This is a genomic window from Geomonas silvestris (genome assembly GCF_014193515.1).
GTDB classification, from domain to species: Bacteria; Desulfobacterota; Desulfuromonadia; order Geobacterales; family Geobacteraceae; genus Geomonas; species Geomonas silvestris.
Genome location: NZ_BLXX01000006.1, coordinates 39,660 through 64,347 on the forward strand (window position 1 = coordinate 39,660; position 24,688 = coordinate 64,347).

At 63.0% G+C, this 24,688-nt stretch carries 21 protein-coding genes; 13 read left to right on the forward strand and 8 right to left on the reverse strand.

What is annotated here, in order from left to right; all coding sequences use genetic code 11:
• Positions 1-379: 379 nt before the first annotated feature.
• The 7 genes from bioA to infA all read right to left on the reverse strand — a co-directional run bounded on the left by bioA (position 380) and on the right by infA (position 9,406).
• Positions 380-1,747 (reverse strand): adenosylmethionine--8-amino-7-oxononanoate transaminase, encoded by a 1,368-nt coding sequence (gene bioA, locus GMST_RS11195; protein WP_183354747.1) that lies wholly within the window; start codon positions 1,745-1,747, stop codon positions 380-382.
• A 119-nt stretch (positions 1,748-1,866) separates the two neighbouring features.
• A complete protein-coding gene (gene bioD, locus GMST_RS11200) occupies positions 1,867-2,583 on the reverse strand; it encodes a dethiobiotin synthase (protein WP_183354748.1) in 717 nt (238 codons plus the stop codon).
• A 48-nt stretch (positions 2,584-2,631) separates the two neighbouring features.
• Positions 2,632-3,618, reverse strand: a complete 987-nt coding sequence (bioB, locus tag GMST_RS11205) for a biotin synthase BioB (RefSeq protein WP_183354749.1) — start codon at positions 3,616-3,618, stop codon at positions 2,632-2,634.
• A 147-nt stretch (positions 3,619-3,765) separates the two neighbouring features.
• Positions 3,766-7,410 (reverse strand): PAS domain S-box protein, encoded by a 3,645-nt coding sequence (locus tag GMST_RS11210; RefSeq protein WP_183354750.1) that lies wholly within the window; start codon positions 7,408-7,410, stop codon positions 3,766-3,768.
• Between the two features lie 145 nt (positions 7,411-7,555).
• On the reverse strand, positions 7,556-8,467 hold the full coding sequence (gene epmA, locus GMST_RS11215; RefSeq protein ID WP_183354751.1) for an EF-P lysine aminoacylase EpmA: 912 nt from the start codon (positions 8,465-8,467) through the stop codon (positions 7,556-7,558).
• 2 nt (positions 8,468-8,469) lie between these two features.
• Positions 8,470-9,033, reverse strand: coding sequence for an elongation factor P (efp, locus tag GMST_RS11220; protein ID WP_183354752.1), 564 nt, complete (start codon positions 9,031-9,033; stop codon positions 8,470-8,472).
• Positions 9,034-9,187: 154 nt separating this feature from the next.
• Positions 9,188-9,406, reverse strand: a complete 219-nt coding sequence (gene infA / locus GMST_RS11225) for a translation initiation factor IF-1 (protein ID WP_012530490.1) — start codon at positions 9,404-9,406, stop codon at positions 9,188-9,190.
• A gap of 184 nt (positions 9,407-9,590) precedes the next feature.
• Here infA and GMST_RS11230 point away from each other — a divergent pair, with 184 nt between their 5' ends.
• From GMST_RS11230 to GMST_RS11255, 6 genes are all read left to right on the forward strand, one after another.
• Positions 9,591-9,986 carry a hypothetical protein gene (locus GMST_RS11230; RefSeq protein WP_183354753.1) on the forward strand — a complete coding sequence of 132 codons (396 nt, stop codon included), beginning with the start codon at positions 9,591-9,593 and terminating at the stop codon, positions 9,984-9,986.
• On the forward strand, positions 9,979-11,295 hold the full coding sequence (gene rlmD, locus GMST_RS11235) for a 23S rRNA (uracil(1939)-C(5))-methyltransferase RlmD (RefSeq protein ID WP_183354754.1): 1,317 nt from the start codon (positions 9,979-9,981) through the stop codon (positions 11,293-11,295). The genes GMST_RS11230 and rlmD overlap by 8 nt, the downstream gene beginning before the upstream one ends.
• Before the next feature lie 39 nt (positions 11,296-11,334).
• A complete protein-coding gene (locus GMST_RS11240; protein WP_183354755.1) occupies positions 11,335-12,381 on the forward strand; it encodes a tetratricopeptide repeat protein in 1,047 nt (348 codons plus the stop codon).
• Positions 12,382-12,406: 25 nt separating this feature from the next.
• Complete coding sequence (locus GMST_RS11245) at positions 12,407-12,682, forward strand: HU family DNA-binding protein (RefSeq protein ID WP_183354756.1); 276 nt, start codon at positions 12,407-12,409, stop codon at positions 12,680-12,682.
• A gap of 134 nt (positions 12,683-12,816) precedes the next feature.
• Positions 12,817-14,502, forward strand: coding sequence for a Na/Pi cotransporter family protein (locus GMST_RS11250; RefSeq protein ID WP_183354757.1), 1,686 nt, complete (start codon positions 12,817-12,819; stop codon positions 14,500-14,502).
• Positions 14,477-15,379, forward strand: coding sequence for a Ppx/GppA phosphatase family protein (locus GMST_RS11255; RefSeq protein WP_183354758.1), 903 nt, complete (start codon positions 14,477-14,479; stop codon positions 15,377-15,379). The genes GMST_RS11250 and GMST_RS11255 overlap by 26 nt, the downstream gene beginning before the upstream one ends.
• Before the next feature lie 127 nt (positions 15,380-15,506).
• Here the strand turns inward: GMST_RS11255 and GMST_RS11260 are convergent, their stop codons facing one another.
• Positions 15,507-17,063 carry a bacteriohemerythrin gene (locus tag GMST_RS11260; RefSeq protein WP_183354759.1) on the reverse strand — a complete coding sequence of 519 codons (1,557 nt, stop codon included), beginning with the start codon at positions 17,061-17,063 and terminating at the stop codon, positions 15,507-15,509.
• A 581-nt stretch (positions 17,064-17,644) separates the two neighbouring features.
• On the opposite strand from GMST_RS11260, the gene GMST_RS11265 reads away from it, so the two are divergent.
• From GMST_RS11265 to nifH, 7 genes are all read left to right on the forward strand, one after another.
• Positions 17,645-19,096: an ammonia-forming cytochrome c nitrite reductase subunit c552 gene (locus GMST_RS11265; RefSeq protein ID WP_183354760.1), complete on the forward strand. Its 1,452-nt coding sequence runs from the start codon at positions 17,645-17,647 to the stop codon at positions 19,094-19,096.
• A gap of 216 nt (positions 19,097-19,312) precedes the next feature.
• Positions 19,313-19,789 carry a desulfoferrodoxin family protein gene (locus GMST_RS11270; protein ID WP_183354761.1) on the forward strand — a complete coding sequence of 159 codons (477 nt, stop codon included), beginning with the start codon at positions 19,313-19,315 and terminating at the stop codon, positions 19,787-19,789.
• 75 nt (positions 19,790-19,864) lie between these two features.
• Positions 19,865-20,872 (forward strand): methyltransferase, encoded by a 1,008-nt coding sequence (locus GMST_RS11275; RefSeq protein WP_183354762.1) that lies wholly within the window; start codon positions 19,865-19,867, stop codon positions 20,870-20,872.
• Positions 20,873-20,899: 27 nt separating this feature from the next.
• Positions 20,900-21,655, forward strand: coding sequence for a DUF1499 domain-containing protein (locus GMST_RS11280; protein WP_183354763.1), 756 nt, complete (start codon positions 20,900-20,902; stop codon positions 21,653-21,655).
• A 30-nt stretch (positions 21,656-21,685) separates the two neighbouring features.
• Positions 21,686-21,955 carry a cytochrome C gene (locus GMST_RS11285; protein ID WP_183354764.1) on the forward strand — a complete coding sequence of 90 codons (270 nt, stop codon included), beginning with the start codon at positions 21,686-21,688 and terminating at the stop codon, positions 21,953-21,955.
• A 308-nt stretch (positions 21,956-22,263) separates the two neighbouring features.
• Positions 22,264-23,427 (forward strand): homocitrate synthase, encoded by a 1,164-nt coding sequence (nifV, locus tag GMST_RS11290; RefSeq protein ID WP_183354765.1) that lies wholly within the window; start codon positions 22,264-22,266, stop codon positions 23,425-23,427.
• Between the two features lie 383 nt (positions 23,428-23,810).
• Complete coding sequence (gene nifH / locus GMST_RS11295; protein ID WP_183354766.1) at positions 23,811-24,680, forward strand: nitrogenase iron protein; 870 nt, start codon at positions 23,811-23,813, stop codon at positions 24,678-24,680.
• The last annotated feature ends 8 nt before the right edge of the window (positions 24,681-24,688 follow it).

Here is a 24,688-nt window from a genome sequence, read left to right on the forward strand (position 1 = left end):
CAATTGAACGGCAATTGACAATGGACAATGGACAATGGACAGTGAGAGGCCCGGTTCGGGGCAACGTTTAGTTATTCGGCGCGGTCTGAAGTGATTCTTTCGGAAAAGGGAGGTGGGGCTGATGGTTTTCGCCTTGGGACCGATTTTTGGTAGAGGTGGCGAAACTCAGAGTAGCTTCCTGAGGTGTTGCGGGTGAGCCCTCGTTCCCCAGAACGCAAAGGGGGAACGAGGGCGTTTTAGAGCTGTAGCAAACGTGACGGTGATAGCAGGGCTAAATCCCCTCTGTCTCCCCTTCGCAAAGGGGAGGACGTGAGGTCAGCTGTCATGCTTCAGGGAAACGATCGTCGCAGTGCCAGAAGCGACTGGGCATCACTCCTTGTCAATTGTCCATTGTGATCGTCTTTATCGACGCCTCGATCCCGTCCATCAGGATCTTGAGCTCATCCATCGAAATGGCGAGCGGCGGGAAAACCACGATGATGTTGCCGAGCGGGCGCAGGAACAGGCCGTGCTTCCTGGCCTCCAGGCAGACACGGACACCGACCCTCTCCTTCCAGGGGTAGGGGGTGCGCCCCTCTTTGTCCAGCACCAGTTCGATCCCACCGATCATCCCCTCGTGACGCACGTCGCCCACATGCGGCAGATCCAGGAGAGCCTTGAGCCGCTCGCCCAGGTAGGCGATCTTGGGGACCAGCGCCTCGAGCAGGCGGTCCTTCTCGAAGAGTTCCAGGCTCGCCAGCGCGGCGGCACAGGCGATCGGGTTCCCGGTGAAGGTGTGTCCGTGGAAGAAGGTCTTCAGGTCGGCATAGGCCCCCCAGAAGGCGTCGTAGACCTTGCGGGTGGTAAGGGTGGCGGCAAGCGGCAGGTAGCCTGCCGAGATCCCCTTGGAAAGCGCCATGATGTCCGGCGTCACCCCCGCCTTCTCGCAGGCGAACATGGCGCCGGTACGCCCGAAACCGACGGCAACCTCGTCCGCGATCATCAGGATGTCGTAGCGGTCGCACAATTCACGCACCGCTTTCAGAAAGCCCGGCGGTTGTACGATCATCCCCCCGGCACCCTGCACCGCCGGTTCGATCACCAGGCCGGCGAGCTCGTGCTGGTGCGCCTCCATCAGGCGCTCGAGCTCTTTCAGGCAGAGCATCCCGCAGCGCTCGGGGTTACGGTCCTCGGTAAGCGGGCAGCGGTAGCAGTAGGGGCAGGGCGCCTTGATGGTCGGGAACAAGAGCGGCGAGTAGACCTCGTGGTAGATGTCGATCCCCCCCACGCTCATGGCGCCCACGGTGTCGCCGTGGTAGGCGTTGTCGAAGGCGATGAACTTGGTACGCCCGGGGTGCCCGGTCTGGTTCTGGTACTGGAAGGCCATCTTCACACCGATCTCCACCGCAGTGGAGCCGTTGTCCGAGTAGAAAACCTTGGCAAGGCCCGCAGGCGCGATGTCTATCAGCCGCTTGGCGAGGTGCGCCGCGCGGTCGTTGGTGAGGCCGAGGAGCGTCGAATGCTCCAGGCGGTCCACCTGCTCCTTGATCGCCTCGTTGATCTCGGCCCGGCAGTGGCCGTGCACGTTGGTCCAGATGGCGGCGACGCCGTCCAGGTAGCGGTTTCCGTCCGAGTCGACGAGGTAGCAACCTTCGCCCCTGGTGATCACCAGGTTGTCGGCTCCTTCCCATTCGCTCATCTGAGTGAAGGGGTGCCAGAGGTAGTCCGAGTCGTACTTTCTCAGCGTCGCGGTGTCCAGCTCTTCCATGGTGCCTCCGTTGAAACAAAACCGGGGCGAACACGAGGTTCGCCCCTGGCAGGTCCAGTTAATGTATCCCTTCCCGCGCCGGGGCGTGGAAACGAGGTGGCAGAGACGCTTTCGGCGCCTTACCCGAACATCTCCCGCAGCATGATGGCGGTTTCCGGCTCGCGCTCGAGGCGGTCGGCCACGGCGCTCACCCGGGCCCGGTCGTCCTCTCCGGCGACCTCGGGGAAGGTGCCCAGCAGCAGCGCACCGCTCAGCGAGGAGATCAGGTGCGGCGCGTAGGCGCTTACCTCGTCGGGCTCCTCGGGGTAGCGGTTCACGATGACCCCCTTCACCACGAGCCCGAGGTTGCGCGCCGAGAAGGTGGTCAGCAGGGTATGGTTGACTGTCCCCAGGTTGGGCCGCGCCACCACGGCGATCGGCAGCCCGAGGTGCTGGGCCAGATCGGACATCAAAAGCCCGCCAGCCAGGGGGACCATGAGGCCTCCGGCACCCTCGACGATGAGGTAGTCGAACTCGGCCGCCAGCCGCTGGTAGGCCTCCTTGATCACCCCGAAGTCGATGCGTACCCCTTCCTTTTCAGCGGAGATGGAGGGGGCCAGGGGGGCCATGAGGAGGTAGGGGGTGCAGTCGGGGGTGAGCTCGATGCCGGCGCCGAACGCCATCAGCTCGGCGTCCTCGGAGATCCGCTTCCCATCCCTCTCGAGGCAGCCGCTGGTCACCGGTTTCATGACCCCGACCTTGTGCCCCTGGCGCCTGAGCAACAGGGCGATCGTTGCGGAAGCGATGCTTTTGCCGACCCCGGTGTCGGTGCCGGTGATGAAAATTCCCTTTGCCATTGCTGTCTCCAACAGGGGAGAGGGGCGTTCCCTCTTCCCCTTATGCCGTCAGTGGGCGCACAGTTCCGTCTCCAGCCCCAGGTCCTCGAACATCTTCAGGTCGACGGCTACGTTGCGCCCCAAGGTGGTCAGGTAGTTGCCGATCATGGTGCCGTTCGCGCCGGCGAAGAAGATCCAGGACTGCAGGTCGCGCAGGTTCTTCTCGCGCCCGCCGCAGACCGTGATCCGCTTGTCCGGAAGGATGAAACGGTACAGCGCGATGGTCTTCAGGCACTCCTGCGCGGTTATGTTGTTGGCCCCTTCCAGGCGGGTCCCCTCGATCGGGTTCAGGAAGTTGAGCGGTACCGAGTCGACGTCCAACTCCTTCAGGGTGAAGGCCATCTCGACGCGCTGGGCCGCGCTCTCTCCCAATCCGAAGATGCCGCCGGAGCAGACCTTGACCCCGGCCTTCTTGACTGCGCGGACCGTTTCGACGTCGTCGTTGTAGGGGTGCGTGGTGCAGATGTTGGGGAAGAAGCTCTCGGCGGTTTCCAGGTTGTGGTGGTAGGTGTCCATCCCGGCATCGCGCAGTTTCACGGCGGTGTCGTAGTCGATGATCCCGAGCGAGCAGGAAGGGAAGATGCCGGTTTCCTGGCGGATGCGGCGCAGTGCCGCGAGGATGCGCTCCAGTTCGAGCCCGTTTACCGTGGTGCCGCTGGTGATGATCCCGAAACAGGCGGAACCGCTCGCCTCGGCCTGCCGGGCGCACTCGACCATCTGCTCCTCTTCGACCAGCGGGTAGACCGGTGCGTCGGTCCGGTGGTGAGCCGACTGGGCGCAGAAGGCGCAGTTCTCGGCGCAGCGGCCGGATTTCGCGTTGATGATGGAGCAGAGGTGGACCTTGTTCCCGACGAACTGCTCCTTGATCCGGGTGGCGCCGCGGTACAGGTCGAAAACCTGGGACCCTTCGGCCTGGCTCAACTGCACTGCTTCCTCGGGGGTGATGCTCCCTCCGGAAAGGGTGCGCCCGACAATCTCGTTGATCAGCTTTTCCATGAATACCTCCGCGCCTCATGTACCACGCCCAAAGTCGGGTTGTCAACCTAATCTCGCCTTCTGGTTGACGGGATTTTGGATGAGGAAATGGCGCGGTGCGGCGGTGTGCCAGGGGAGGGCACTGGAGGGATCCGGCGCGGGGTGTGGTCAGCGGTCCAGGAGCTCGCGGACCTTGCTGATCAGGTGCAGCGGATGTACCGGCTTCTTGACCAGTTCGGTCTCCGGGGCGAGTTCCCCCTTGTTCCGGATCACGTCCGCCGTGTAGCCGCTGGTGAAAATGGTGGGGGTGCCGGGCTTGAGACGCTGGATTTCGTCGTAGGCGGCCTTGCCGCTCATCTTGGGCATGATGAGATCCATAAGGACCAGGTCGATCGCGTCCCTGTTTTCCCGGAACTGCTCCACGGCCTCGGCGCCGTCGGCTGCCAGGATCACCCGGTAGCCGAAGCTGACCAGGACGCCGCGCACCATCTCCCGCACCGCGGTCTCGTCCTCGGCCACCAGGATCAGCTCGCTCCCCGCTTGCGGTTCCACCACCGGTTGTTGCGAGGGGAGCAGAGGTTCTTGGCAGCTGGTCATGGGAAGGTACACCTTGAAGGTCGTCCCGGCCCCGGGCTCGCTTTCCACCAGGATCTGCCCGTTGTGCTGCATCACGATGCCGTAGGCCATGGCAAGCCCCAGGCCGGTCCCCTTGCCGACCTCCTTGGTGGTGAAAAACGGCTCGAAGATCTTGGCGCGGGTCGCCTCGTCCATCCCCATCCCGATATCGGCGATGCTCAAAAGGGCGTAGCGCCCCTGGGAGCACCAGCTGAACCCGAGCCGCCCCGGCTCCAGGTCGATCGCCTGGGTTTGCACCAGGAGCGTCCCCCCCTCGGGCATGGCGTCCCGGGCGTTGGTGGCCAGGTTCATCAGGATCTGCTCGATCTGCCCGCTGTCGGCAAAGACGTGCAGCGGCTCGGGGGCGAGGCTGGTCTTCAGCGCGATGTCCTCGCCGATCACCCGCCCCAGGAAGTGCTCGACGTGTCGCACGATGCCGTTTAGGTCGACCTGGCGCGGGTTCATCACCTGCTTTCTGCTGAAGGCGAGCAGGCTCCGGGTGAGTCCTGCGGCCCGCTCCGCGGCGGCGAGCACCTGGTCGACGCTGGTGCGGTTGGGGTCGCTTGCCGGAAGCCGCATCTGCATGACGCTGCAGTAGCCGATGATGACGGTGAGGATGTTGTTGAAGTCGTGGGCGATGCCGCCGGCCAAAAGCCCGGTTGCCTCCATCTTTTGCGCCTGGCGCAACTGCTCTTCCAGGGCGCGCTGCTGGGTGGTGTCGGTACCGATGCAGGCGATCCCCGCGGCGGAACCGTCGGGGTTGTGCAGGACGGTGTTGTCCCAGCTTATGGTGCGCAACTCCCCCTGTGCCGTGAGGATCTCGTTCTCCTGGTGCGAGACGACTTCGCCTTGCTGCATCCCCTGTTCGAAGGCGGCGCGCAGCTTCAGGCGCAACTCCGGGGGGAGGAAGTTTTCGAACCAGTCGGCACCGAGGGCCTCCCCGGGCTCCCAGCCGGTAAGGCGCAACAAGAAGTCGTTGCAGAAGGTCACCCGACCCTTGCGGTCCAGGATGAGGCTCAATAACTGGACGTTTTCCAGAAGCTGCCGGAAGCGCTGCTCGGAGAGGCTGAGCGCGATCTCGGCGTTGCGCCGCTCGGTGATGTCCTGGATAAGCCCCTCGTAACCTGCCAGCCGGCCCGTCGGATCGAAGCGCAGGACCGGGGTGTTGCGGACCCAGCGCAGTTGGCCGTCCTTGCGGACGATGCGGTGCTCGATCGACTCGGTCTTGCAGTGCCGCAAAAGGTCCGAGGCGTGCCGGCGCACCAGGGCGCGGTCCTCCTCGGGGACCATGACGAGCCACAGGGTCCCGTCGGCGTGGAACTCGGCCTCGGTGTAGCCGGTGACCGCCAGGCACCCCGCGCCGTGGGTGGTCGAGAGCCTTCCGTCGGGGGCGACGGCGACCGTGTAGATGTAGTCGGTGACCGCGTTGCTGATGCGCCGGTAGCGCTCCTCGCTCTCGCGCAGCGCCTGTTCGGCACGCTTGCTTTCGGTGGTGTCGCGCGCCACGCAGGCGACCCGGGTCACAACGCCGCGCTGGACCACCGGCGCATAGCTGATGGCGAGCTCGCGCCGCTCCCCCGAAGGTGCCTGGGTTTGCTGCTCGAAGGTGGCCGTCTCGCCGGCAAGGCAGGCGTCTAAATACGGTTTCAGTTCGGCAAAACGCGCCGCACCGGTCACCTCGGCCACCGTTTTCCCCAGCAGACGGTGGCGCTTCAGGCCGAAGTAGTCGAGGAAGGCGCGGTTAACCATCAAGAACCGGTACTCCCGGTCCACCACGCTCACCATATCCTGCGACCCTTCAACCGCCTGGCGGTACTCCTGCAGTTGGGCCTCGGCCTGTTTCTCCTGCGAGACGTCCAGCATCACCCCGCGCAGGCGCGCAGGTTTCCCGTTTTCCTTAACCACGCTCACCAGGTCCCGCAACCAGATCCAGGTCCCCCGCGCCGTCTGCAGGCGGTACTCGAAGCTGGCGGCGTCCGGGAGACCGTCGAAGTCGCGGTCGAGCCAATCAAGCCAGGTCTGGTCTCCCGGGAAGACCCGGTCGTGCCAGCAGGAGGGATCGCTCAGCCAGAGCCCCGCGGCAAGCCCGGTGATGGCCTCGCTCTGCTCGCTGACGAAGGTGAAGCGCCGGGCGGGGAGGTCGAACTCCCAGACGATGCCGTCGATGCTGTTGACGATCTCCTGGGAGCGCTTTTTGGCGTGGGTGAGTTCCTGCTGCTGCTCGGAGAGCTGGCGGTTGGCCTCCTTGAGGCGGGCCACCTGCCGGTTGATAAGCAGGGCGAGCGCGCCGACCAGGGTGAGGAGGAGGGCGGAACTGGCCAGCTCGCGCCTGGTGCGGGCGGCCCACTGCCTGAGGCGGGCCTGGCGGTCCAGGGCGATGACGGCGATGATCGGGTAGGTGGCGGAGGAGCGGTAACTGATGATCCGTTCCGAGCCGTCCAAGGGGGCGCGGACCTTGGCGAGCGTACCGGCTCCCGGCGAGAGCCGGACCTCGGAGGGGAACAGTTTACCGACAGAGGGCGCCTTGGCCATCAGCTCCTCGGAAAACGGGCCCAGGGAGAGGATGGTGCCGTCCCTGCGGAGCAGCAGGATCCGGTCGTTGGGCAAAAGCTCCAGGGAGCCGTAGAAGCTGCTGAAGTACTGGGCCTCGAGCGACACGCCGACGATGAGGCGCAGGCTGCCGTCGGGATTGGAGAGGCGCTTGGTTGCCGTAATCAGCCACTGGTTGTCCAGCCTGCTGCGAAACGGCTTGGAGATGAAGAGGGAAGGGTCCTTTGAGGCGGTGTGATGCCGGAAGTACTCACGGTCGCTTATGGTTACCCGGCGCACCGGGTATTCCGTGGAAACCGCGTGGAGGGTCCCCTCCGGCCCTGCGATGAAGAGGGTGGCCAAAACCGATTGTGCGCTTCGGTGTGCCGCGAAAAGCTGTTGCAGGCGGCCCTCGTCGGGGAGTCCCGCCGCAGAGCCCGCGGTGATCCCGCGGGTCAGGGAGTCGATGGTGGCTTCCGCGCTGTTGAAGGTGCGCAGGGCGTGCTCGTGGAGTGCGCTTGCCAGGCCACGCGAGTGCTGTTCGGCGTGCTCGAGCGACTGCTGCCGGTCGGTGCGGATGTCGTAGAAGAGCTTGCCGAAGAAACAGCAGGTAACTGCAACGCTCAAAAGTAAGGCGATGCGCCGTGCTCCCGGCCGGGACTGGAACATGTACAACCTCGACAGCAATCGGAGAACTCACACTTCGGACTCTGACCGATCATCATACCGGATAAATTTGAGGTTGTCTGTCGAAAAAAGCAGTGGTTACAGTAAGTTCGTTTAACCATAGCCGGTTAACTGCCCGCCTGATGGCTCAGAGCTCTTCCGTCGTGAAGGCGACCACCTCGTCGATACTTTGGGCGTCCAGGAGGACCATGACCAGGCGGTCCAGCCCGAGGGCGATCCCCGCGGAGTCCGGGAGGTCCTTTAGGGCATCGAGGAACTTGTCCACCGCGGGGTAGGGGAGCTTGGCATTTTGCGCGCGCTGCGCCGCCTCGGCGAGGAACCGGGCCCGCTGCTCCTCCGGGTCGGTGAGTTCCGAGAAGGCGTTGGCTATCTCCAGGCCGCCCAGGTAGAGCTCGAAGCGCTCGGCGAGGTTTGGGTTCCCGGGTTTCAGTCGGGCCAGCGCCCCGCAGCAGGCCGGGTAGTCGTAGAGAAAGGTAGGGCGGCCAATCCCCAGGTTAGGTTCGATGCGCTCGACCATCACCTCGTCGAAGCTGCCGTCGGCCAGCGCCGCCTCGGGGGTGGTCGTGCTGAAGCGCGCGAAGGCCTCGGCGACGCTCAACCGCTCGCTTGGCTGGCTGAGGTCGATGCTGCAGCCGCGGTAGCGTAGGCACGCAGCGCCGGCGACAGCCCTCAGCAGCTCTTCGGTCTCGTCCATGAGCCCCAGGTAGTCAGTGCCGGCCCGGTACCACTCCAGCATGGTGAACTCGGAGAGGTGGCGCACCCCGCGCTCCCCGGCGCGCCAGCAGCGGCAGATCTGGAAGATGCGCTGGTAACCGGCCGCCAGCATCCTCTTCATGCAGAGCTCGGGGGAGGTATGCAGGAACCAGCCGGAGGCGGGGATGGCGTCGATGTTCGCCTCGGGTGCGGGCGCAGGAATGCGAAAAGGGGTCTCGACCTCGAGATACCCCCTTTCCCTGAAAAAAGCCCGTATGTTGTCGAAGATGGCCCCCCTCCGCTCCAGCGCCTGGCGCCGGCCGGAGAGGGCCCAGTTCCCTGCCATGCTTACCCCTTGACCCTGGTGGAGTACTCGCCGGTGCGGGTGTCGATGACGATCAGTTCGCCCTCCTCGATGAAGGGGGGGACGCGCAGCACGTAGCCGGTTTCCACGGTGGCCGGTTTGGAATCGCTCCCCGAGGTGTCGCCCTTGACCCACGGGAGGGTCTCGGTGACGCGCAGGTTGACGAAGTTGGGGACCTCGACGCCGATCGCCTTTTCCCGGAACAGCAGCACGTCGACCGGCAGGTTGTCGATCAGGTAGTTCTTGGCGTCGCCCATGGCGTCCTCGGAGACGTGCACCTGCTCGAAGGTGGTGTTGTCCATGAAGCAGTAGTGATCGTCTTCCTTGTAGAGGTACTGCATCTTGCGGTCCTCGAGGTGGGCCGGTTCGAAGGTTTCCCCCGAGCGGTAGGTGCGCTCCAGGGTCGTGCCGGTCATCATGTTCTTCATCTTGGTGCGGTACAGGGCCTGGCCCTTGCCCGGCTTGGCGAAGTCGAAGTGGGTGATGATGTACGGCTCGTTGTCGATGGTGATCTTGAGCCCTTTCCTGAGGTCTGCTGCAGTGTACATGGACGTTCCTTCTGTTGCGGTTTTAGTTTAGATTTTACAAATATTTAGCTCGCCTTGTCTCCGCGCGCAAAAATACCGTAGTTCCCGTGACATCCGAAGATAGGCAGGTGCAGATGGGGGAGTGGCTGGTTTGCGCCGGGACTGCCTGGGCGGGTTACTTCGCGCGATAGGTGATGCGGCCGCGGCTGAGGTCGTACGGGGAGAGCTCCACGGTAACCTTGTCGCCGGGCAATATCTTGATGAAAAACTTGCGCATTTTGCCGGAGATGTGAGCCAGCACCATGTGATCGTTTTCCAGCTTTACTTTGAACATCGCGTTGGGCAACGGCTCGATTACCGTGCCTTCAACTTCAATTGCTTCTTCCTTGCTCATTTGGACTCCTGGCTGGTTGGTAGCAGCTATTTTTAACAATCTGTGACTTTACAAATATTTCCAGAAAAAAGCAAGCTGGTTTTCACCGGTTGCCCTGTTTTGCCAGCTCAAAGCTATTCTATTTACAGGATAAGCGCAACATGCTAAAAATAGCGTCGATTTTTCCAAGGAGTTACCACGCATCATGAACGAAACCGTAAGGGAGCTGGCCCTGGGCAACGGACTCACCGTCCGCTTCAGCGATGCCAGCCGTCGTTATTTTGGAGACTACCACCAGGTACGGGTGGAGGTGACCTGCGAGGTGCCCCTCAGCGCCGAGCTGTTCGACGACAGCGCCGCCTTCGAAGCTGCACGGAAGCTCTTGGGGAGTGCGGTCTGCTACCGCAAGCTCGTGGAGCACCAGGGGGTGCCGAGCCTCTCCGTGGCCGAGCAGGTAGAAAAGGTCATTCAGCATTTCATTGATCACTCCCTCAACTACTTTTCGTCGGAGCAGTTCCCCCGCCGGCTGGTTGACTCCGAGCTGAACCGGCTGCGCAGCCGGTCCCGGTCTTTCGTGGTCCCCATGCACCTCAATGGCTGAAGCCGAAATCACTATCGAAAAGTTGAGCTACGGCGGCGCCGGTTTCGGGCGGCTGGAGGGGAAGGCCTGTTTCGTCCCCTTTACCGCACCGGGAGACCGGGTGCGCATCGGGCTGGTCAAGGAGAAGCGCTCTTTTGTCGAGGGGGAGCTCCTCGAGCTTTGCGACCCCTCGCCCCTGCGGGTAGCCGCTCCCTGCCCCGTCTTCGGGCGCTGCGGCGGCTGCGACTGGCAGTTTCTCCCCTACGCCGAGCAGTTGGCCCAAAAGGGTGCCATCTTCTCCGAGACCCTGCAGCGCATCGGCCGGGTGCCGTCTGAGGCGGTGCTTCCCGTGCTCCCTTCACCCAATGAGTACGGCTACCGCTCCCGCATCCAGCTCAAACTCGCCCACCTCAAGGAGCGCAGCATTCTGGGGTTTTTCCAGGCCGGTTCGCACCGGGTGGTGGATGCCTCCTGCGGCTGCCAGATCGCCGATCCGCTGCTGAACCGGATGGCCGACCAGTTCCGGGCGCTTCTTTTGCGGCTTCCCAAGGTGCGCGCCCTGTCCCAGATCGATCTCTCCATCGGCGCCGACGATCAGGGGATCGCCGTCGTGCACCTGGAACCGGGTGCTGCGGGTGCGCTCAAGGAAGCTTTCTCCGCTCGCCGCGCCGAGCTCCCCTCGGTAAGCGGCCTTTTCCTGCGCAGCGGCGCGAAGGCCCGGGTCGAAAAAGTGTTCGGGATCGAGTCCCTGGCCTACCGGGTCCCGGCCGGGTTTCTGCCCGGGTCGCCGGAACTCGTGCTGCGCTTTGGCAGGGGCGGTTTCTCCCAGGTGAACTACCCCCAGAACCTGGAGCTTATCGCCGCGGTGCACCGCTTCGCACGATTAAGCGGCACGGAGCGCGTCCTCGACCTTTACTGTGGCAACGGCAACATCTCGCTTCCGCTTGCCACCTATGCGGCGTCCGTCCTGGGGGTCGAGGGGTACGCCCCCTCCATCGAGGACGCCCGTGCCAATGCTGCTGCGAACGGGATCGCCAACGCGCGCTTCGAGGTGGGCGACGTCGCCCGGGTGGTCGGTCGGCTGGCCACGGAGGGGGAGCGCTTCGACCTGGTCGTCCTGGACCCGCCTCGCAGCGGCGCCGAGGCCGCCGGCGAGATCGCCCGGCTCGCCCCATGGCGTATCGTCTATGTTTCCTGCGACCCGCCGACCCTCGCCCGCGACCTTGCTCTCCTGGCCGAGAACGGCTACAGGGTGGCCGCCTCGCAACCGGTCGACATGTTCCCCCAGACCTACCACCTGGAGAGCGTCACCCTGCTCGAACGGCTCTAGCCTTTATTTGAAGATATCAACCACCAGAGGAGAACCGCCATGTCGTTTTTCAGCAAACTGTTCAAGAAGGACCGCGACTATACCTACTACCTGGCCCAGGGCGACAAGTACCTGGCCGGCGAGCGCTACGCCGATGCCCGCGTGGAATACCAGGAGGCCCAGGCGTGCTGCCCGGCCGATGCGGCGGAGGACCTGAAGCGCATCGCCGACGGGTTGGGCCGGGCCGGGAACAGCCTCGGCGAATTGAACTTCGAGGAGGGGACCCATGCCGCCAACGCCGGCGACTTGCAGAAGGCTTCCGACCACTTCTCGCTGGTGCTGGAACTCGCCGCCGACCCGGCGCTGCGCTCCCGCGCCACCAGCGCCCTGCGCGAGTTGAACCAGGCCAAAAACGCCCCGGCCGCTGCGGTCAAGAAGGCTCCTGCGGCGCATGCCCACAAAAGCTCCTGCGGCTCCTGCGGTGACCACGGCAAGCACGCCGACACCCCGGTCGAGATGAACTCCGACGACGTGCACGAGGAAGACCGCTTCTACTTGCTCGTGCAGCCCCTGCCCGGCGACCTGCCGGAACGCTACTGCGCGCTCGGGCCGAAATTCGCCCACGCCTACCTTTTAATTCATGAAGGCGATGACGCGGCCGCGTTCCCCATTCTCAAAGAAATGTTGTTATCTTCCGAAAATGACATTGTAATCTACGAACTGGCACTTATAATGTACAGGGGCGGTCGCGCTCATGAGTGCGAGGAACTGCTAAATCGGGGGCTTAAGATTAACCCGGACAACGCCACCCTGTACCTTGCACTGGTGCATCTCAAAAGCGATGCCGGCAGATTCGCAGAGGCAATCGACATCGTGACCCGGATGCAACAACGCGACCTCCTCCCGGACCAGGCCCAGTTTCTTCTGGGCGAGCTGCACCAGGCGTCCGGTGACAATGCGGCCGCCCTGGAAGCCTGGTCCAAGGCATTGCAATTCAAGTCGATGGCCAAGCCCGCGGCAGAGCGTCTGGTACCGCTGCTGGCGAGCCAGGGACGTGACGCCGAGGCAAAATTCCTCGCCAAGCAGTACTTAAAGGGGTGTTGCTGACGCAAAATATCCGGAGGAAAGGACCATGAACAAATCGGAACTCATTGAGTCGCTTGCCGCCAAGAAGGCCCTCTCTTTCAAGAAAGCAGAAGAGGTGGTTAACGCAGTATTTTCCTCGATGACCGATGCCCTGCTATCCGGCGACAGGATAGAAATCAGGGGGTTCGGGAGTTTTGTCGTCAAGGAGTACGACGCCTACACCGGGAGAAACCCGAAGACCGGGGAATCCATTGCGGTGAAGGCGAAGAAACTCCCCTTCTTCAAGGTTGGCAAGGAACTAAAGGAGAAGGTCTCAGGATAAAATCAGGTTAAGGTTGAGGTCGAGGTTGAGTAACACCCGTTTCGGTGGGATACTTCGACCTTGTCGCCGACGTTGTCATGCCCTAGTGGGTGCTTTTTCTCAACCTCAACCTTAACCTCGACCTGTTTTTCCCCATGCCTACCTCATGGTCCTACATCTCACAGGCGCTCGGCGGTCTGGCCCTGTTCATCCTCGGCATGCGCACCATGTCCGAGGGGCTGCAGAAGGTCAGCGGCGAGCGCCTCCGGCGTATCCTGGAAAAGGGGACCGGTAACCGCCTCACCGCGCCCCTCATCGGAAGTTGCCTCTCCTCGCTGTTGCAGTCCGGCTCTGCCGCCTCGGTGCTCGTGGTCGGCTTCGTCAACGCCGGGCTCCTCTCGCTCTACCAGGCCCTGGGGGTTCTCCTGGGGACCGGCATCGGTACCACCCTCGCCATCCAGTTCATCGCCTTCCGGGTCGCCGCCTTTGCGCTTCCAGCCATTACGCTCGGCGTGCTGCTCAGCTTCTTCTCGCGCAGCCGCAGGCTGGCCAAGCTCGGGGGGCTTTTGCTCGGAGCGGGGCTGGTGTTTTTCGGCCTGTCGCTCATCGAAGAGGCCTGCCTGCCGCTGGGCGAGAGCGCCATCTTCGGCATCCTGCACCAGCAGGTGTTCTCGGCGCGGCTTACCGCGGTCTTTCTGGGGGCGCTCATCACCTTCGTGGTGCAGTCCGGTGGTGCCACCATCGGCATCGTCATCGCCCTGGCTGCCGGAGGGGCGCTGCACTACGACGCCGCCATCGCCATGGTGGTCGGCGAGGTGGCCGGCGCCTCGCTCATACCGCTCATCGCCTCGGTGGGGGGAACGCCTACCGCCAAGCGGACCGTCATCATCTACTGCGCCATCAACGCGGTCGCCATAAGCCTCGCGCTCGCCTTTTTCCCGTTCTTCCTCCGAGCCGTTGATTTCTGCTCCCCCGGGAACCTCACTGCACTGCACCAGGGCGCCGTGCTGCCGCTCACCCCGGAACTGCGCCCGTTCATCGCCCGGCACCTCGCCAACGCCCACACCATCTTCACCCTGGCCTGCGCCCTGGTCTTTCTCCCCTTGATCGGCTTTTTCGCCCGGTCTGCCGAGACGCTCCTGCCGACCCGGCGCTCCGAGAGCGAGGCGCGGCCGCGTTTCATCGACAACCGGGTCCTGAAGACCCCCACCATCGCGCTCGCCCAGGCCTGGAACGAACTGGAGCGCATGCTGGAGACCGCCTGTACCATGTACCGGGAGCTGGTCTCACTTTTTGACGATTTCGATCCCAAGCTCGCCGCCGCCGTTCGGGAGAAGGAGGTCGTGCTCGACGTTTTGCACCGCGACATGTCCCAGTTCCTGATCGCGCTCTCCCGGGAGACGCTTTCGGTGGAGCGGGCGGTGGAGATACCGAGCATGCTGCAGCTGGTGAACGACCTGGAGCTGATCGGGGACCAGTGCGACCTGCTCCTTAACTACCTGATCCGCAAGAAGGAGGAGCGCCTCACCTACTCCGCGGCCGCCATGGACGAGCTGAAACTGGTGGCCGTCAGGGTGGGCGCCGCTCTCGAGCTTGCCAGCCGGGTCTTCAAAGGTGACACCGACGAGAACCTGGAGCGCTTCGAGGCGGAACTGGCGCAGTTGGAGGACGAACTCAACCAGAGCCACCTGGTGCGGCTGAAAAGCGGCAAGTGCAGCATCGTCGCCGGCCTCCTTTTCGGCGACATGATCGCCTCCTTCGCCAAGATCGCCCAGCTCAGTTTCACCATCATCGCCCACAAAAGGGGAATCACCCATGAACCAACCGGTCGCGGCCATTGACCTTGGGACCAACACCGCCCGCCTTTTGATCGCCACCCTTGAACCTTTCCAACAGATCCTGTTGCAGCGGACCATCACCCGGTTGGGCGGAGGCTTCAGCCGGGAACGCGGGCTCTCCAGCGAGGCGATGCAGCGCTCGCTCGCGGCACTTGCCGGCTTTGCCGAGGAGATACAGCGCCACCAGGTCGTGCGGCTGCGTGCGGTCGCCACCAGCGCCGTGCGCGACGCGGTAAACGGAGCCGAGTTCTGTGCCCGGGTCAAGGAGCTAACCGGCATAGAGCTGGAGGTGATCGACGGCCACCTGGAGGCGCTCTTCACCCTGGCCGGCGTTTCCAGCGTCCTCGACCACAAGGAGCGCGACCTCGCGGTCTTCGACATCGGCGGCGGCAGTACCGAGTACACGCTTTCCCGCCGCAGCGAGCCGCTCTTCAGCCGCAGCCTCCCCCTCGGCGTGGTGCGCCTCACCGAGGGGAAGGGGGATGTGGACCAGATGCAGGACAAGATCGCGCGGGAGTTGTTCCGGCTCAAGCGCGACCTCGAGGGTGCCGGCCTGGAGGATGACTTCGCGCAATCAACGCTGGTGGGAACCGCCGGGACCGCGACGACGCTTGCCGCGATCCAGCTTAAGATGACCGATTACGACTACCGCAAGGTGAACAACTGCGTGGTGAGCCAGGCCCAGGTGCAGGAGATCTTCGAGCTGCTGCTCCCCATGACTCCGGCCCAGCGCCTGGAGGTGGTCGGGCTCGAGCCCGGACGGGAGGATCTCATCATAGCGGGGACCCTGGTGGTCCTGGAGACCATGCGGATTTTCGGGTTCGACTCGCTGACGGTGAGCGATTCAGGGCTTTTGGAAGGTCTGCTGCTGGAAGGCTGAAGCCGTTCTCCCATGTGTAAGCCTCGCGGTGCCGATTGGTGGGGATAAAGCGGGGAGGGTGAGACGCGGTTGACGAAAATTAAAAGTAAAAAGGGGGCTGCCGGATTATCGGCAGCCCCCTTTTTTGTTACCTGATGCCGTACTTGTTGAGGTGCGGGCCGTAGCGCTTGTCGGTCCCCTTGATGTGGTTCACCAGCCAGTCCTGCAGGAAGGTGATCACGTCCTGGGTGAGCACGGTTTCCCCTGAGCTGAACTTGCCGATCAGATCGACCACCTGGTTCACCAGGTCCTGATGTATCTTCTTGTGCTGCGCCTCCTCGGGATACCCCGTCTTGGCGAAGACGGCCTCCTCGGCCGCGAAGTGGTTCACCGTGTAGTCCGCAAGCCCGTTCAGGATCTTGCCGATCGCCTCCTTGCTGCGCTTTTGCTGCATGGCATCGTGCAGGTCGTTGACCATGCGGAACAGGATCTTGTGTTCCTCGTCCATCGAGCGTACCCCGGTGGAGAAGCTTTCGTCCCACTCCATGGCGCGTGCCAGCCGGAAGTGCCCCACCAGGGCGTGGAGGCTGTCCACCTGCTCGGCAAGCTTCTGGGTCGCGATGGTGGTGTCGTGGGCGCTCGCCACGTTGCGCTCCACCACGTCGGTGATCATCTGGATGTTGCCGGTGATTTCATGGGTGGTTGCGGTCTGCTCTTCAGCGGCGGTTGCCACCTGGCTTATCTGCATGGTGAGTTCGTTGATCTGCTGGTGGATCACGGCGAGAGCCTCGCCCGAGCGCGCCGCCTCGGTGGTGCCGCGCTCGACCTCGGTAACCCCCTCGGCCATGGAACCTACCGCCGTCTGGGTCTCGGACTGGATGCTGCGGATCATGGTGGCGATCTCTTTGGTCGCCTTGGTGGTGCGCTCGGCAAGGGCGCGCACCTCGTCGGCTACGACGGCAAAACCGCGCCCCTGTTCCCCGGCTCGAGCTGCCTCGATGGCGGCGTTGAGGGCGAGGAGGTTCGTCTGGTCGGCGATGTCCTCGATGGTGTTGACGATGACCCCGATCTGGTCCGAGCGCTCGCCCAGTCCGAGCACCGTTTGCGACGACTCGTTGACCCGGTGCGCGATGTGCCCCATGAGCACGCTGCTGTTTTGCACCAGGTCCTCTCCGGCCTGGGCCTGGGTGGTGACCTTCTGGGCGTTCTCCGCGGCGTAGAGGCAGTTGCGGGCGATGTCGCTCGAGGTTGCCGACATCTCCTCGCTGGCCGTTGCGATGCTGCCGGCCTGCATGGCGACCTCTTCGGCGGCGCAGGCCATGGTGTCCGTGGTCGACTGCACCAGGATCACCGACTCGCGCACCAGGTCCGCTACCGAGAAGAACTGGCGCATCGCCTTGTTCATGTCCTCCATCATCGAGTTGAAGGCCTGCGCCAACCTGCCGAACTCACCGTGCCCAATCACCTTGGCGCGCACCGAGAGGTCGCCGCTGGCCGCTTCCTCGAGGACCCCGACCATGCCGGCCAGCGGGATGAAGGCCCGGTAGGCGAGCACTCCGAGCACCGCCGAGGTGAACGAGATGACCAGGACACCGATGATGAGGTGGGCCCAGAATCCGCCTCCGGGGGCGGTGAGGGCAATAGCGGTGACTGCCAGGAAGGTGCTGACGATGTTGCCGAGAACGATGCGTGCGGTAAAAGACATGGTTTACTCCATTTTCGCCCTGGTGATCGGTCGAGGTGCGGGAAATAGTTTTGGATGGTTTGAAATGTTTGGTAAGTTTTTCTTTTTTTATTTCGACAACTTCCAAAACTGCCGGCGTTTCAGCTCTTCTCGGAAATGAAGTCGTAAACTTTAGAGAAAATTCCCATCATTTTTAGAGGTTATGGGTTCGTGGCGGGGTGTGGCGCCAAATACCCGAGGTTTAGTGCTTTTTCATGGCTGCCGCCTTTGGTGAGGGCCGCCAAATCATGACATTGGGGGTGAACTGGTCTGCAGAACACAGTGGTGCCAGGGGGGGGCTCTGGCATTCGTGAGGTTAGATGGTACACTTCGACAGGTTGCTTCCTCTCCTGCGAGCCCGACACTGTCTGCGTAAAACTCACTGCAACAACTTGGTTTTTCGACCGGTGACATCCGGATTTTTTGACTTTGGTCAAGGTATCGATGTTAAGCGGCTGTTAAGGTGCGGCAGTCTCGCCGAGGCTGTCGTGCGGGTTGCTGTACCAGACGAAGTGGCATTTTATGAGATGTACGATGCACATTAACTTAAAGGGGGTATCAACATGCAGAGGAAGAACCTGAAGCGTTGTGCTGCTGTGTTCCTGGTAGCTGCCGCGGCGATCTGGTCCGGCTGTACCCAGCACAAGGTCGAGCCGATGAAGTCCTCGGAGATAGCCGACGGAGCCGTCGATCCGGCCGAGTGGGGCAAGGTGTATCCGGAGCAGTACAAGCTCTGGAGGCAGACCGGGGAGCCGACTCCCGCCGGAAAGAGCAAGTACAAGCACGGCTACGACGTAGGCGAGGAGCGGCGCGACAAGCTCGACGAGTATCCGTTCCTGGCCCTTCTGTACAACGGCTGGGGCTTCGGCTCCGAGTACCGGGAACCGCGCGGCCACTACTTCATGGTTCAGGACCAGCTCGAGGTCGATCCCGGTCGCATCAAGGCTGGCGGCTCCTGCCTGACCTGCAAAACCCCCTACGCACCTATGCTGCACAAGCAGATGGGCGCGGCCTACTTCCCGACGCCGTACAAAGAGGTGCTGGCCCGTCTGCCCAAGGACCAGCAGACCCTCGGCGTTGCCTGCGTCGACTGCCACGACAACCGCACCATGGCGCTCAAGATCTCCCGCGAGTTCACCCTGGGACGCGCCATGAAGGAGCTGGGGTTCGATGTGAAGACCATGGACCGCCAGCAGGGGCGCAACCTGGTCTGCGCCCAGTGTCACGTCACCTACGTGATCCCCAAGGACGCCGAGATGCACTCCACCGACGTCTACTTCCCCTGGCAGGGGAGCCAGGTCGGGCATATCACCATCGAGAACATCATCAAACAGATCAAGAGTTCCCCGGCCAACGGAGAGTGGAAACAGAGCGTCACCGGCTTCAAGCTCGGCTTCATCCGTCACCCCGAGTACGAGCTCTTCTCCAACGAGAGCCCGCACTGGCTGGCCGGCGTGAGCTGCGCCGACTGCCACATGCCGACCGTGACCGAGAACGGCAAGAAGGTCTCCGACCACAGGATCATGAGCCCGCTTAAAAGCGATCTGAAGGCCTGCGCCACCTGCCACACCGAGAGCCCGGAGGCGCTGCGCGCCAAGGTGTACACCATCCAGGACAACACCATGACCATCTACCTGAAGGCCGGTTACGCGACTGCCACCGACGCGAAGCTGTTCGAGATGGCCAACAAGGTCGAGGCCGCCGGGACCACGATCGACCGCTCGCTCTACGCCCAAGCCCGCGAGAACTACGAGCAGGCCTTCTACAGGGTGGTGTTCATCGGCGCCGAGAACTCTACCGGGTTTCACAACCCGAAAGAGACCTTCCGCGTCCTCAACGACGCCACCCGCTTTGCCGCGGCCGCCGAGGTCCAACTGCGCCAGGTCCTGGCCCAGGCCGGGCACCCGGCTCCCGAGAAGGTTGACCTGGAGCTCGCCAAGTACACCAACCAGCGCGGCAGCAAGAAACTGATGTTCAAACCCGAGCACGAGATCAAGGCACCCGCAGTTCAGTAGATACAAGCCTTGCTATTGAAACAAAACCCCGAAGGGAACTTACCCCTTCGGGGTTTTCTGTTTGAGCCTCGTTTTTCCTGATGACGTGGATCGGTCGGTGGATAATAAAGAGGCTTTTAGGTTGTTATGAGCCTCGCTTGACTTGCCGTACCTTGGAGTTAGAATTCACCGGGTCGTCAACTCCGTCAACGCTGTGCTATAGCAAAGGAGGTGTGTATGAACAGAAGGACCTTCATCAAGGGGGCTGTTGTCAGTTCACTGGCGGTTGGTATTGCGAAGCCTTCAGGTGCAGCCAGTTACTACCCGAACAATGTCGACCAGGCGCTCTTTGAGAACATCAACAGGGTCAAGGATCCGGCCAAAAAGACCCCGCTGGAAATGTCGCATGCACCGCACATCGTGGCGCCTGCCAGCGTGAAAGCGGGTGTTCCCTTCACGGTAGAGGTAAGCGTCGGCGAGCGGGTACACGTGATGAGCCCCGCGCACTGGATCGCGGACATCGCGCTCTACGTAGCCAACGAGCCGGCCGGTCGCGTCGAGTTGCAGCCCAAGGGACTTCTCGAACCGAAGGTCCAGTTCAACGTGACCTTGCCGGCTGACGCCTTCGTGGCGGGCAAGGTGACGTTGGTAGCAACGCAGCACTGCAATCTGCACGGTTACTGGGAGTCGCGCCGCGACATCCAGCTGGCCTGACAAGCTGTCGGCTGAGGACGGACCGGCCCTGCGCCGGGTCCGTGTTGGGTTTTTGAAGGACTATTGGGAGGTCACGTGGAAACCAGATTGTGGTCGGTGCCCCGGTTACTGGAACTCTCCGGTGGTTACTGGAGTACCTGTGCCTTGCACGCAGGCGTCAAACTGCAGCTCTTCACCCCCCTGGCGACCCAGCCGCTGAGTGCCGGGGAGTTGGCCGCCAAGCTCCAGGCGAACCCGCGCGGTCTGGCCATGCTGCTTGACGCGCTGAGCGCCCTGGGGCTTTTGGATAAAAACGGCGACCGGTATGTGGCCACCCCTTTCGCGGCCCAGTTTCTAAGCCGTGACTCCGCCGACTACCTAGGCCACATCATCATGCATCACCACCACCTGGTAAGCAGCTGGAGCGAACTGGACCAGGCGGTACGCGGCGGAGGCCCGGTCCGGGAGCGCGTAGCGCACCAGGATGTCGCCGGGCAGCGCGAGAGCTTTCTGATGGGGATGTTCAACCTGGCCATGCTGATGGCGCCCAAAATCGTGCCGAACCTCGACCTGGCCGGCCGGCGCCGCTTGCTCGACCTGGGCGGCGGGCCGGGCACCTACGCCATCCATTTCTGCCAGGAGAACCCCGGGCTCAGCGCCGTGGTCTGCGATCTCCCCACTACGCGCGAGTTCGCCGAACAGACCGTGGAACGCTTCGGCCTGGCGGGGCGGATCAGTTTCGTCAGCAGGGACTTCGAGACCGAGGAGCTCCCTACCGGTTTCGACGCGGCCTGGTTGTCCCACATCCTGCACAGCATGGGTCCCGAGGGGTGCGCGGCTCTCTTAGGGAAAGCCATGCGGTCCCTGGAGCCCGGTGGGCTGATCCTGGTGCAGGAGTTCGTCCTGGACGATACGAAAAACGCGCCCCTTTTTCCTGCGCTCTTCTCGCTCAACATGCTGGTGGGGACGGCCCAGGGGCAGTCTTACAGCGAAAGCGAGCTGGTCGCCATGCTCGAGGCGGCCGGAGCCCGCGAGGTGCGGCGCATTCCGCTGCAACTACCCAACGGCTCCGGGATCATCGCCGGGGTGGCTCCCGGCCCTTGAGCCGCCGCGAGCCGGAAAGGAGCAGCTATGGCAGTTCCGGATAAAGTAACCGCGTGGGTCCGACCGCTGGCGCTTGCCGCCGTGGCAGCGTCTCTTGGTGCCCTCCTGCTCATGGCGTTCTCCGGATTCGGCACCCGGTTCGGGTTCTGGCACTTCAGGACCGGGTTCGCCATCCTGAAATGGTCCGCCGTTTTGGGGCTCGTTGCAGCCCTGCTGGCAGCCCTGGCCGCGTTCTGCGCCGGCAAGACCCGGCGTTACGGCGCCCTCTTGGCTGCGCTGCTCTCCTTCGGACTGGGTGTCGCCGCGTTTGCCGTCCCGTACTCCTGGAAACTCAAAGCGGGGCAGCTGCCGCGCATTCACGACATAACCACCGACGTCGATCATCCCCCCCCGTTTGTCGCACTGGCCCCAGAGCGCAACGGCGAGGTCGCCTATCCCGGCGCCTCGGTGGCGGCCCAGCAGCTCAGGGCCTATCCGGAGCTGAAAACCGTGGTGCTCGGCGTCCCCATGGCACGTGCCTACCAGGCTGCCCTGGAGGCTGCCCGCGAGATGGGATGGCAGATCGCCGCGGCGGTTCCCGACGCAGGACGCATCGAGGCAACCGACACCACCTTCTGGTACGGGTTCAAGGACGACATCGTGATCCGGGTCTCGCCCGCCGGGGATCGCTCGCTTATCGACGTGCGCTCGGCGTCCCGCGTCGGCATCAGCGATGTCGGCACCAACGCTCAAAGGATCCGCACCTTTCTTGCCAAGCTGACGCAGCACCCTGCGCCGCGTTAGCTGGTACTTCCGTTGTTCTGGAGATAGTGAATGAAGTTATCTGGCAGGGACTGGATCAGCATCGTAGGTGTGCTCGTGCTGGTGGGGTTGTTGGGGCTGGGAACCGGCAAAGGGAAGGGGAAGGCCATACCGCTGGACGACCGCCACCGCTCGAGCTACCTGGCCTTGAAGGACGGCCGCAGCCGGGCGCAGGTCGAACTCATCTGCGTTACCTGCCACAATAACACCTCGCTGCCGCTCCCCGAAAAGCATCCGCCCAAGGAACAGTGCCTGGTCTGTCATGACCTGGTCAGGTTGTAACCCCGCATCTAAACACGTTGAAAAGTAAATCGACTACTCCGATGTCAACCCTGCCGTTTCCTCCCGCCATGCCTGCCGCAATTTTGGGCTCACCGATTCATTGACGTGCAGTCGACGGTTTAGCGTCTCTTCCCCGTGTTGCCGTTTAAACGCCGAACCATAGCGATAACTGGTGTAATAACAGTCATATAGAGCGCGAATGCGGCGTTTCGCGCCTCTGGCACAGCTTGTGCTCAAGCTCGATGAAAGAGTGCATTGGGCAACGGCGCCCGCGTGTCTCGGCTGAAACGTTACCTAAGGAGGTCACCATGGTCGGCTCATCCAAAAAGACGATACGCATCGGCGATACCACGCTTCGCGACGGCGAACAGACGGCCGGCGTCGTCTTCAGCGCCAAGGAGAAACTGGCGATAGCACGCGCCCTCGACGCCATGGGGGTGCACGAACTGGAGTGCGGCATCCCGGCCATGGGTGCGGAGGAGCGCGCCTCGATCCGCGCCCTGGTAAACCTCGGGCTCAGCGTCCGGCTTATCACCTGGAACCGCGCCCTCATACCCGACATCGAGGCGAGCATCTCCTGCGGCGTCGGTGCCGTGGACCTCTCCCTTTCGGTGTCAGACCTCATGATCGAGAGCAAGATCGGCAAAAGCCGGGAGTGGGTGAAAGAACAGCTGAAGCGCGCCCTGGGCTTTGCCAAGGACCACGGCCTCTACGTCTGCGTGGGGGGCGAGGATGCCAGCAGAGCCGATCTCGGCTTTCTCTGTGAACTCATGGGGATTGCCCAGGCGATGGGTGCGGAGCGCTTCCGCTTCTGCGATACCCTGGGGGTCATGGATCCCTTCGCGATGTATGAAAAAGTGGCGTCCCTGACTGCCGCGGCCCCCGGTCTGGAGATAGAGGTGCACACCCATAACGACCTCGGCATGGCAACGGCCAATGCGCTTGCCGGCGTCAAGGGGGGCGCGACCTACATCAGCACCACGGTGAACGGGTTGGGGGAGCGGGCAGGGAACGCCGCGCTGGAGGAGGTGGTGATGGCGCTCAAGGTGGCCTGCGGCATCGACGTCGGCATCGACACCCGCAAGCTCTCCGCGGTATCCCGCCTGGTGGGCAAGGCATCAAACCGCGACGTGCCGGCCTGGAAGGCGGTGGTGGGGGAGCGGGTCTTTTCCCACGAATCGGGGCTGCACACCGACGGCGTCCTCAAGAACCCCGCCAACTACGAGGGCTTTCCGCCCGAGGAGGTGGGGCTTACCCGCTACATCGTGGCCGGCAAGCACTCCGGCACCAACGGCATCGTGGAGAGCTACCGGCAGATCGGCATACGGGTAAGCCGTGCGGAGGCCCAGTCGCTCATGGCCACCGTGCGCAGCACCGCGCAGCGCCTGAAACGCCCCCTGGGCGCCGCGGAACTGGAGAACCTCTACCAGCGCCTGATCGGCTCCGAGATCTGCCGGCTCTCGGCCGCTTAATGAATTGCCCGGTGAATGACTAAAAGATAGGCAACTGCCTCGACAGATTGCGCCAGGAACGTAAAGTAGGGCGGTAAGACACGTAAAAACAGTAGTTTCAGGGTTGGCACGGTAGCTGCTAAGAGTAAGGCAAAACCGAATAAGAAATACAGCGACGTATTTCACCTCCAGGATCAAGGCAAAGGCGCCCACCGTATTCGAAACGGAGCGCCTTTTTTCTTTTAAAGGCCTCGCACAATCAAAACGAGCCCTGCACCGCGAAGTATCGAGATGGCGATCTAAGCGAAGTGGCAGGTTCGTCAGAGTGGCTGACGAAGGTGACCGAGCGGATCTGGCCTGATTGGCGGAGACGGTCAGCGGGGCGAACAAAAGGAGACGAACACATGAGACAGATCGCGATCTACGGCAAAGGCGGCATCGGCAAATCCACCACCACCCAGAACACGGTAGCAGGCCTCGCCTACATGGGCAAAAAGGTCATGATCGTCGGCTGCGACCCGAAAGCCGACTCCACCCGCCTCATCCTGCACGCCAAGGCACAGTCCACCGTTATGGACCTGGTGCGCGAACTCGGCACCGTAGAGGACCTGGAGCTTGAGGATGTCATGAAGATCGGCTACGGCGACGTCAAGTGCGTCGAGTCCGGCGGACCGGAGCCGGGTGTCGGCTGCGCAGGCCGCGGCGTCATCACCGCCATCAACTTCCTGGAAGAAAACGGCGCCTACACCCCGGACCTCGACTTCGTCTTCTACGACGTTCTGGGCGACGTCGTCTGCGGCGGGTTCGCCATGCCGATCCGTGAAGGCAAGGCCGAAGAGATCTACATCGTCACCTCCGGCGAGATGATGGCCATGTACGCCGCCAACAACATCGCCAAGGGCATCCTGAAGTATGCCTCCTCCGGCAAGGTCCGCCTGGCCGGCCTGATCTGCAACGCGAGGAAGACCGACAAGGAGTTCGAACTGATCTCCGCCCTGGCCGCCAAGCTCGGCACCCAGATGATCCACTTCGTGCCCCGCGATAACCAGGTACAGCGCGCCGAACTGCGCAGGATGACCGTCATCGAGTATTCCCCGGATCATCCGCAGGCCCAGGAATACCGCACCCTGGCCCAGAAGATCGCCGACAACAAGATGCTGGTGGTTCCGACCCCGCTGGAAATGGAAGAGCTGGAAGAGCTGCTGATGGAGTTCGGCATCATGGAAGTCGAAGACGAGACCATCGTGGGTGTTGCCGAGAAAGCCGCAGTCTAGATCATTTC